The organism is Nocardioides sp. (genome assembly GCF_016462705.1).
Classification (GTDB): Bacteria; Actinomycetota; Actinomycetes; order Propionibacteriales; family Nocardioidaceae; genus Nocardioides.
Map to the genome: position 1 here is coordinate 26,721 of NZ_JAEMSS010000023.1, position 8,203 is coordinate 34,923.

General features: G+C 72.2%; 9 protein-coding genes. 5 read left to right on the forward strand and 4 right to left on the reverse strand.

All coding sequences use genetic code 11. The features are described from left to right. Window positions 1-131: 131 nt before the first annotated feature. A complete protein-coding gene (locus JHD21_RS04890; RefSeq protein WP_292672105.1) occupies window positions 132-1,271 on the reverse strand; it encodes an ROK family transcriptional regulator in 1,140 nt (379 codons plus the stop codon). A 76-nt stretch (window positions 1,272-1,347) separates the two neighbouring features. Continuing rightward, window positions 1,348-2,466 (reverse strand): aromatic ring-hydroxylating dioxygenase subunit alpha, encoded by a 1,119-nt coding sequence (locus JHD21_RS04895; RefSeq protein ID WP_292672106.1) that lies wholly within the window; start codon window positions 2,464-2,466, stop codon window positions 1,348-1,350. A gap of 83 nt (window positions 2,467-2,549) precedes the next feature. Between JHD21_RS04895 and JHD21_RS04900 the strand changes: the two genes are divergently transcribed. The 4 genes from JHD21_RS04900 to JHD21_RS04915 are packed head-to-tail and all read left to right on the forward strand — an operon-like array spanning window position 2,550 to window position 6,063. Next, window positions 2,550-3,482 carry an ABC transporter ATP-binding protein gene (locus JHD21_RS04900; RefSeq protein WP_292672107.1) on the forward strand — a complete coding sequence of 311 codons (933 nt, stop codon included), beginning with the start codon at window positions 2,550-2,552 and terminating at the stop codon, window positions 3,480-3,482. Then, entirely contained in the window at window positions 3,466-4,386 is a 921-nt protein-coding gene (locus tag JHD21_RS04905; protein WP_292672108.1) for an ABC transporter permease, read from the forward strand. The genes JHD21_RS04900 and JHD21_RS04905 overlap by 17 nt, the downstream gene beginning before the upstream one ends. A 10-nt stretch (window positions 4,387-4,396) precedes the next feature. Continuing rightward, window positions 4,397-5,311, forward strand: coding sequence for an ABC transporter ATP-binding protein (locus JHD21_RS04910; protein ID WP_292672109.1), 915 nt, complete (start codon window positions 4,397-4,399; stop codon window positions 5,309-5,311). Beyond that, the gene (locus tag JHD21_RS04915; RefSeq protein WP_292672111.1) at window positions 5,308-6,063 is read left to right on the forward strand and encodes an ABC transporter permease subunit; all 756 of its coding nucleotides are present in this window, start codon (window positions 5,308-5,310) and stop codon (window positions 6,061-6,063) included. The genes JHD21_RS04910 and JHD21_RS04915 overlap by 4 nt, the downstream gene beginning before the upstream one ends. A gap of 14 nt (window positions 6,064-6,077) precedes the next feature. On the opposite strand, the gene JHD21_RS04920 is transcribed toward JHD21_RS04915, so the two are convergent. Together JHD21_RS04920 and JHD21_RS04925 are read right to left on the reverse strand one after the other, a co-directional pair. Further along, on the reverse strand, window positions 6,078-6,746 hold the full coding sequence (locus tag JHD21_RS04920) for a response regulator transcription factor (protein ID WP_292672112.1): 669 nt from the start codon (window positions 6,744-6,746) through the stop codon (window positions 6,078-6,080). Then, window positions 6,743-7,882: a histidine kinase gene (locus tag JHD21_RS04925; protein ID WP_292672114.1), complete on the reverse strand. Its 1,140-nt coding sequence runs from the start codon at window positions 7,880-7,882 to the stop codon at window positions 6,743-6,745. Before JHD21_RS04925 ends, JHD21_RS04920 begins: the two co-directional genes overlap by 4 nt. A gap of 132 nt (window positions 7,883-8,014) precedes the next feature. Here JHD21_RS04925 and JHD21_RS04930 point away from each other — a divergent pair. Then, on the forward strand, window positions 8,015-8,203 hold a 189-nt coding region (locus JHD21_RS04930), incomplete at its 3' end, for a hypothetical protein (RefSeq protein ID WP_292672116.1).

Sequence of the window (8,203 nt, forward strand, 5' to 3'; positions counted from 1 at the left end):
GCCACCGTGGTGTTCCCTTCCCTAGTTGTTGCCTGTTGTGTCGCCTGGTGTCGCCTGGTGTCGCCTGGTGTCGCCTGGTGTCGCCTGGTGTCGCCGCGGCCGAGGCCGCGACGAGTGGTGAGCTCGGGGCCTCACGAGACCCCGAGCTGACCGGCCAGCACGAGCACGGCGGCGCCGACGAGCACGACGTCGCCTCCGTCCTCGCCCAGGCCGGACGTCCTGATCACGAGCTCGTCGCCGGAGACCGGCATGGTGCGCTCGCGGATGGTGCGGTCCGTGGCCGCGAGGAGGGGGCCGTCGAGCAGGTCGGCGGGGCCGCTGAGGACGAGCTCGTGGAGGTTGAGGGTGCCGACCACCGGGGCGAGCACGGTCCCGAGCCGCACGCCGACGTCGGCGAGCACGGTCTCGACGTCGCCGTCCTCGAGCTGGCGGCGCAGCGCCGGCACGGACAGCACCGTCTCGAGGCACCCGCGCCGGCCGCAGGCGCAGGCCTGGCCGTCCGGGTCGACCACGACGTGTCCGATCTCGCCGGCGGCGGACCGGTGCCCGTGCAGCAGCGCGCCCTCCAGCACCAGGCCCGCGCCGACACCGGTCCCGACCCGCAGGAGCATCAGGCCGCCGTCGCCGGTGTCGCCGAAGGTGTGCTCGCCGAGGACGGCGGTGTTGGCGTCGTTGGCGACGAAGACCGGGAGGTCGAACGCCGCCCGCAGGTCGGCGGCGAGCGCGACGTCGGTCCAGCCGAAGTTGGGCGCGTCGATGACGGTGCCGCCGGCGTCCACGACACCGGGGCTGCCCACGCCGATGCCCAGGACCGGTCGCGGAGCCGAGTCCACCAGCTCGCGGACGAGGTCGTGCACGACGTCGACGGCACCCTGTCCCCGGCGGCCGTCCAGCGGCAGCTCGTGACGGGTCAGCACGTGGCCGCCGAGGTCGACGTGAGCGCCCTGCACCAGTCCGTCTGTGGACAGGTCGATGGCGACGATGACCCGGGAGCCGGTGGCGAGCGTGACCAGCACCGGCGGCTTCCCGACCCGGCCCGACATGGTCACCGTGGTCTCGGTGACGAGCTCCTCGGCGACCAGCTCGGCCACCAGGTCCGACACGGTCACCCGGGTGAGCCCGCTGGAGCGGGCCAGGTCGGCCCGGCTGGCCGGGCCGTAGCGGAACAGCAGCTGGAGGAGCAGCGAGCGGTGGTGCCGCCGGGCGTCCTCCGGGAGGAGCTTCCCGGACGGGCGCAGCGGGCGGCGGGCGGGGCTGGTCGCGCTGCTCACATTAGTTAGTTAGTCAGACTTACTAATTGCTTGTCAACAGCTCACACGGATCTCACTCCCGGCCGGAGGCCGTTCGTCAGTGCTCGACGTCTCGCCGGTAGCGCTCGTCGAAGCCGAACACCCACGCGTCCTTGGCCGGGAACACGCCGTGGTCGAAGGCGCGCGAGGTGACGCCGCGCTGCACCCGCTCGCAGGCCTCGTTGTCCTGCCGGGTCACCCGCTCGTTGAAGTCCACGACCGGTGACGGGTCGAAGTCGGGGTCCTCGAGCGCCTCGGGGCTGAACAGGTACTCCGTGACCAGCCGACAGCTCTGCGGGCCGGTCGGGAACACCGCGGTCGCCAGGCAGCTGGACCCGTCGACGTCGAGGAACATCGTGGGGTAGACGCCCGCGCCGTAGTAGGACGACGGGTCGCCGCCGTTCTTGAAGCCCGGCAGCAGCGGCAGCCTCAGCCGCGGGTCGTCCGCGACGGCGGTCCGTCCGTCGGCCAGTGACACCCCGCCGTCGTCGCGCGTCTCGTCGAATACATGACCGGTCCGGAACGTCGGCACCACGGCCACCAGCTCCGGGTGGACCGTCGGGCAGTGCAGGCACTCGTTGTAGTTCTCGATCACGATCTTCCAGTTGGCCCGGACCTCGTTGGTCGTGATCCTGGCGATGCGCAGCTCGGACAGGCCGAACCGCGCCAGCCCCAGCGTCTCGTCCTGCTGGTCCGCGAGGTGCTCGAGCAGCGGCCGCGGCTCCTCCCGGGACAGGTTGACGAAGACGAACCCCTCCCAGACGTCGACGTGCACCGGCCAGAGCGACGTGGAGGCGCGGTCGATCTCGTCCTTGTCGACCATCGGCGTGACGGCCAGCGTGCCGTCGAGGGCGTAGCCCCAGGCGTGGTACGGACAGCGGAGGTGGGTCCGCGCGAACCCCTGCTCGTCGTCGCAGATCCGCGAGCCGCGATGGCGGCAGACGTTGTAGAAGCCGCGGATCCGCTCGTCCTTGCCGCGCACCACCAGCACGCTCTCGCCGCAGATCTCCACCCGCATCCACGACCCCGGCTCGGGGACCCGCTCGGCGCGGCCGACGTAGATCCAGTTGCGGTAGAACACCCGTTCCTGGTCGAGGCGGTAGTCCGCCTCTGAGTGGTACGCCGGCCCGGGCAGGGTCCGGCGGACGGGCGGGCTGGCGGGTTCGATGGCGGTCATGGCGACTCCTGGGTCCGTGCCTCGCCGCCCACTGTAGGGACGAACGGCGGGCCGTCCAGGAGCCGGCCGCGTAGGTTGGCCGCGTGCACGTCATCGAGACCGCGGGGCTGACGAAGAGGTACCCCTCCGTCACCGCGCTCGACGACCTGGACGTGAGTGTCGGCGAGGGCGTCACCGGCCTGGTGGGCGCCAACGGCGCTGGCAAGTCGACGCTGATCAAGATCCTGCTCGGCCTGGTCCCGGCGACCAGCGGCACGGCGCGGGTCCTCGGGCACGACGTCGCCCACGAGGGCGCGACGATCCGCGGGCTGGTCGGCTACATGCCCGAGCACGACTGCCTGCCCGCCGACGTCTCGGCCAGCGACCTGGTCGTCCACATGGGCCAGATGTCCGGGCTGCCGTACGCCGCCGCTCGCGAGCGGGCCTCCGACGTGCTCCGGCACGTCGGGCTGGCCGAGGAGCGCTACCGGCCGATGGGCGGCTACTCCACGGGCATGAAGCAGCGCGCCAAGCTGGCCCAGGCGCTCGTGCACGACCCGCGGCTGGTGCTGCTCGACGAGCCGACCAACGGGCTGGACCCGTCGTCGCGCGACGACATGCTGGCCCTGGTCCGGCGGATCGGGCGCGACTTCGGCATCTCGGTGCTGGTGACCTCGCACTTGCTCGGCGAGCTGGAGCAGGTCAGCGACCACGTCGTGGTCCTCGACGGCGGGCGGCTGCTGCGCTCCTCGGCCACCACGGACTTCATGCACGCCACCGGCAGCCTGGTCGTCGAGGTGCAGGGCCGGCCCGACGCCGACCGCGAGCTCGGCCAGGCGCTCGTCGACGCGGGGCTGGTGGCGCGTCCGCTCGGCGGCACCCTCATCGAGGTCGACGTCCGCGACGAGACCACCCCGGACGTCGTACGCGACCTCACCGTCGACCTCGGCCTGGGGCTGGTGCGGATGCAGGAGCGGCACCACCGGATCGAGGACGTGTTCCGCGAGGGAGGTGCGGGCCATGTCCAACCGGCCTGAGACCGACCTGTCCGGGCGCCCACCGTCCGGGGTCATCCACGACCTGGGCTACCGCCCCTACACCGGGCCACGGCTCGGCGAGGGCCCGGTCGCGTGGTCCTTCTTCGTCACCGGGCTGCGCAACGCCTACGGACTCGGCCGCTCGGGTCGTTCCAAGGTCCTGCCGATGACCCTGCTGGGGATGATGCTGCTCCCGGCGCTCATCCTGACCGGCGTGCTGGTGCAGGCGCGGGACGTGCTCGAGCTCGACGAGCACCTGGTGGCGTACTCCACCTACCCGCTCACCACGCAGCTGCTCATCTCGGTGTTCGTCGCCGCCCAGGCCCCGACCCTGCTGTCGCGCGACCTGCGGTTCCAGACGATCACCCTCTACCTCGCGCGGCCGATGCGCCGGTCGGTCTACGTCGTCATCCGGGTGGCGTCGCTGACGGCGGCGACGTTCCTGCTGATCGGGGCTCCGCTGCTGCTGATGTACGTCGGCGGGCTGCTCGCCGACCTCCCGGTCGGCCGGGAGACGGGGCGCTTCCTCGGCGGGCTGGCCGGCGCGGTCCTGCTGGCCGCCTGCCTCTCCGGCCTGGCCGCCGTGGTCGCGGCGCTGACCGTCCGGCGCGGGCTGGCGGTCGCCGCGGTGATCGTGGTGCTGCTGGTCAGCTACACCGTCGTGGCGACGGTCCAGGGCATCTCCTACGACGCCGACAGCGAGACGGTCGGTCAGGTGGCCGGGATGTTCTCGCCCTACACGCTGGTCAACGGGGTGCAGGTGTTCCTCTTCGACTCCCCCGAGGGCACCATCACACCGCCGGACAGCACTGCGATGGGACTCGCCTACTGCGCTGCCGTGCTGGTCATGGTCCTGGGCTCGCTCGGCGCCCTGATGGCTCGCTACCGGTCGGTCCAACCGTGAGCAGGCAGCCATGAGCACGATCGTGATCGACCACGTGTCGCGGTGGTACCGCAACGTCGTCGCGGTCAACGACGTCTCCATGACGATCGGGCCCGGCGTCACCGGGCTGCTCGGCCCCAACGGCGCCGGCAAGTCCACCCTGATCGCGATGATGTCCGGCTTCCTGGCACCCTCCACGGGCACGGTCACGCTCGACGGCGAGCCGCTGTGGCGCAACGAGCACGTCTACCGCAAGCTCGGCCTGGTCCCCGAGCGGGAGGCGCTGTTCGACTACCTCACCGGCCGCCAGTTCGTGGTCGCCTGCGCCGAGCTGCACGGTCTCCCCGACCCGGGGGCCGCGGCCCAGCGGGCCCTCGGCGTGATCGAGATGACCGACGCGCAGGACCGCGAGATCGCGACGTACTCCAAGGGCATGAAGCAGCGGGTCAAGATGGCGTCGGCCCTCGTGCACGACCCGCCGGTGCTGCTGCTGGACGAGCCGTTCAACGGGATGGACCCCCGGCAACGGATCCACCTGATGGAGCTGCTGCGGTCGATGGGCGCCGAGGGCCGGACCGTCCTGTTCAGCTCGCACATCCTCGAGGAGGTCGAGCAGGTCGCCCGGCAGATCGAGGTCGTGGTCGCCGGCCGGCACGCCGCATCCGGTGACTTCGGGGCGATCCGTCGGCTGATGACCGACCGGCCCAACCGGTTCGTGCTGCGCACCGCCGACGACCGGCTGATGGCCTCGGTCCTGCTCGCCGACGCGTCGGTCCGCGGCGCCCGGCTGCGGCCTGAGGGCGGCATCGAGCTGGAGGCGTCGGACTTCGGCCGGTTCAGCGAGGTGCTCCCCCGGCTGGCCCGCGAGCACGGCGTCCGGCTCCACGAGGTCACCCCGACCGACGAGTCGCTCGAGAGCGTCTTCTCCTACCTGGTGTCCTCATGACCTCGACGACCCCGACGACCCCGACCCGGAGCCCGGTGATCTCGCCGACCGTCGTGCGGCTCGGCGTGCACGGCATCTTCGGGCGCCGGCGCGGCATCCTGCTGTTCGTCCTGCCGATGCTCCTCATCGGACTCGCCGTCCTGGTCCGGGCGCTGGTCGGCCAGGACAACGACGCCACCGAGCTCACGCTCTACGGTCTGGGGCTGGTCGTCCTGGTGCCGCTGATCGCGCTGCTCGCGACGTCCGGCCTCCTGGCACCGGAGATCGACGACGGGTCGGTCTCCTACCTGCTGGCCAAGCCGATCTCCCGGCACACGATCGTGGCCAGCAAGCTCGTCGTGGCCGTCGCCTGCGTGCTGGTGTTCGGGGCCTTCCCGATGCTGGTCGCCGGGCTCGTCATGCGCACCGGCGAGCCGCTGGTCGCCGTGGGCTTCGCGATCGGGTCGCTGCTCGGCGGCGCGACGTACTGCGCCGTCTTCGCCCTGCTGTCGGTGATGACCCGGCACGCGGTGGTGATCGGCCTGATCTACGTGCTGGTCTGGGAGGGCCTGCTCGGCGGGCTGCTCGACGGCATCCGCTGGCTGAGCGTCACCCGCTGGTCGACCGAGGTGGTCGACAACGTCGCCGACCTGTCCTTGGTCGACGACCTGCCGCTGGCGTACGCCGTCGTCGCGATGCTCGTCGTCGCCGGCGTCGCGACCTGGCGGACCGGCTGGCGGCTGCGCGCGTTCAACCTGACCGGCGACGAGTAACGGGTCCGCCGGACCTACTCCCTGACCCGCTTGGTCTCGTACGCCCACATCGCGACCTCGACGCGGTTGCGGGCGCCGAGCTTGTTCATCAGCGCGGCGACGTGGGTCTTCACGGTGCTCAGGGTGATGTGCAGCTCCTCGGCGATCTCGGCGTTGGTGCGGCCGCGGGCGACGGCGAGCAGCACTTCCTCCTCGCGGTCGGTGAGCGGCTCGACCGGCTGCGCCGGCGGGGTAGCCCGCTCCAGGCCGGCCAGCGTGGTGAGGAGCCGGCGCGTGATGCTCGGGGAGATCAGTGCGTCGCCGTTCGCGGCGGCGTGGATCGCCTGGACCAGCAGCTCGGGCCCGGCGTCCTTGAGCAGGAAGCCCCGAGCGCCGGCCTTCAGCGCGCCGTGCACGTACTCGTCGAGGTCGAAGGTCGTGATCACCACGATGGCGAGGGGGTCCTCGACGCCGGGGCCGGCGAGCCGGCGGGTGGCCTCCACGCCGTCGATGCCGGGCATCCGGATGTCGAAGAGGCAGACGTCGGGACGCAGCTCGCGTGCCACGGCCACCGCCTCGTGACCGTCCGCCGCCTCGCCGACGACCTCGATCCCGGGCTGGGCGTCGAGGATCATCGTCAGGCCGGTGCGGACCAGGAGCTGGTCGTCGGCGACCACGACCCTGATCGTCCCTCGGCTGGTCATCGCGGCACGTCGCGCGGCAGCGTCGCCTCGACGGTCCAGCCGCCGGCCGGGTCCGGCCCCGCATGACAGGTGCCGCCGAGGAGCTTGGCCCGCTCGGCCATGCCGAGCAGTCCGTAGCCCACGGCGCTGGAGGGGCGGGCTCCCTCGCCGTCGTCGTGCACACGCAACCGTACGACGCCGGCGTCGCCCCACACCTCCACGCCGACCGCCGTGGCGTCGACCGCGTGCCGGATCGCGTTGGTGACCGACTCCTGGCAGATCCGGTAGACCGCGACGTCCACCGGCTGGGGCAGGCCGGCCAGGTCGCCGGCGCACTCCACCCGCACCAGGGGGCTCATCCGGGTCAACTCGTCCAGGTCGCCGATGCCCCGCTGCGGTGCGTAGTCGACCGAGTCGCCGTCGCGGAGCACCCGGACCATCGTCCGCATCTCGTGCAACGTCCGCGAGGCCTCCGACTCGATCACGGCCAGGACGTCCACCGCGGCCGCCGGGTCCGCGGCAGCGACGGCCCGCCCTGCCTGCGCCTGGATCGCGATGGCCGACACGTGGTGCGCGACGGTGTCGTGCAGCTCGCGGGCGAGCTCACCGCGCTCGAACGTCCTGGCCTCGGTCACCCGGCGCTGGTGCGCGACCGCGCGGTAGCGCATCGCGGCCCCGAGCGCGAACACCGCGACGAGCAGGGTGGTGCCGCCGACCACGTCCCCGACGGTCGCACTGGTCGCGAGACCCAGGCCTGCCGGAACGGCGACGATCGCGGTCCCGACCAAGGCCTCGCGACCACTTGCCCAGCGGTACAAGGCGTACGGCAGCACGACGATCCCGGCCATGGCATACAGCCCCACATCGGCCACGTCGTCGACGAACGCCGGCACGTGCAGCACCATCGCGCCACCGAAGCCGACCGCGGTCGCCAGCAACGGATGCGTGCGCCGCCAGAGCAGGACCGGGATCACCAGCAGCGCGACAACGGTGGCCAAGGGACGCATCGGCACGTCGGGGCGGAAGACCGCCTCGGCCACGGCCGTGACCAACAGCCCGCCGACCAGGACCCAGTCCCGCCACACCCGCACCGGCGGGTCCAGGGCCCGGGGCTCGGCGAGCACCGAGCGGACGAAGGCGGCTCCCGGTACTGGCACCACGCCAGCCTAGGGAGCGGCCGGCCTCGTCGTACGGGGCACAAGCACGAGGTGCTGGTCGTACTTTCGGCCGACGAGCCCACCCGTCCTCGGCCCGATGTGGATCGTCCGCCGCCGCGACAGCGTGGAGGCATGTCCGATCTCCTCTACCGGCTCGGCCGGTCCGCCGCCACCAGGCCCTGGGTCGCCATCAGCACCTGGGCGGTCCTGGCACTCGTCGTCGTTGCCTCGTCGGTCGCCTTCGGGCGCGAGCTCGAGGAGAGCTTCGAGGCACCCGGCCTCGACTCCTACCAGGCTGCGGAGCTGCTCGCCGAGGCCCAG

What these genes read in the sequence shown, in the direction of transcription:
- JHD21_RS04915 (WP_292672111.1), top strand. Translation starts at nt 5,308, where the DNA reads ATGACCTCGACGACCCCGACGACCCCGACCCGGAGCCCGGTGATCTCG.
- JHD21_RS04910 (WP_292672109.1), top strand. Translation starts at nt 4,397, where the DNA reads ATGAGCACGATCGTGATCGACCACGTGTCGCGGTGGTACCGCAACGTC.
- JHD21_RS04895 (WP_292672106.1), bottom strand. Translation starts at nt 2,466, where the DNA reads ATGACCGCCATCGAACCCGCCAGCCCGCCCGTCCGCCGGACCCTGCCC.
- JHD21_RS04920 (WP_292672112.1), bottom strand. Translation starts at nt 6,746, where the DNA reads ATGACCAGCCGAGGGACGATCAGGGTCGTGGTCGCCGACGACCAGCTC.
- JHD21_RS04905 (WP_292672108.1), top strand. Translation starts at nt 3,466, where the DNA reads ATGTCCAACCGGCCTGAGACCGACCTGTCCGGGCGCCCACCGTCCGGG.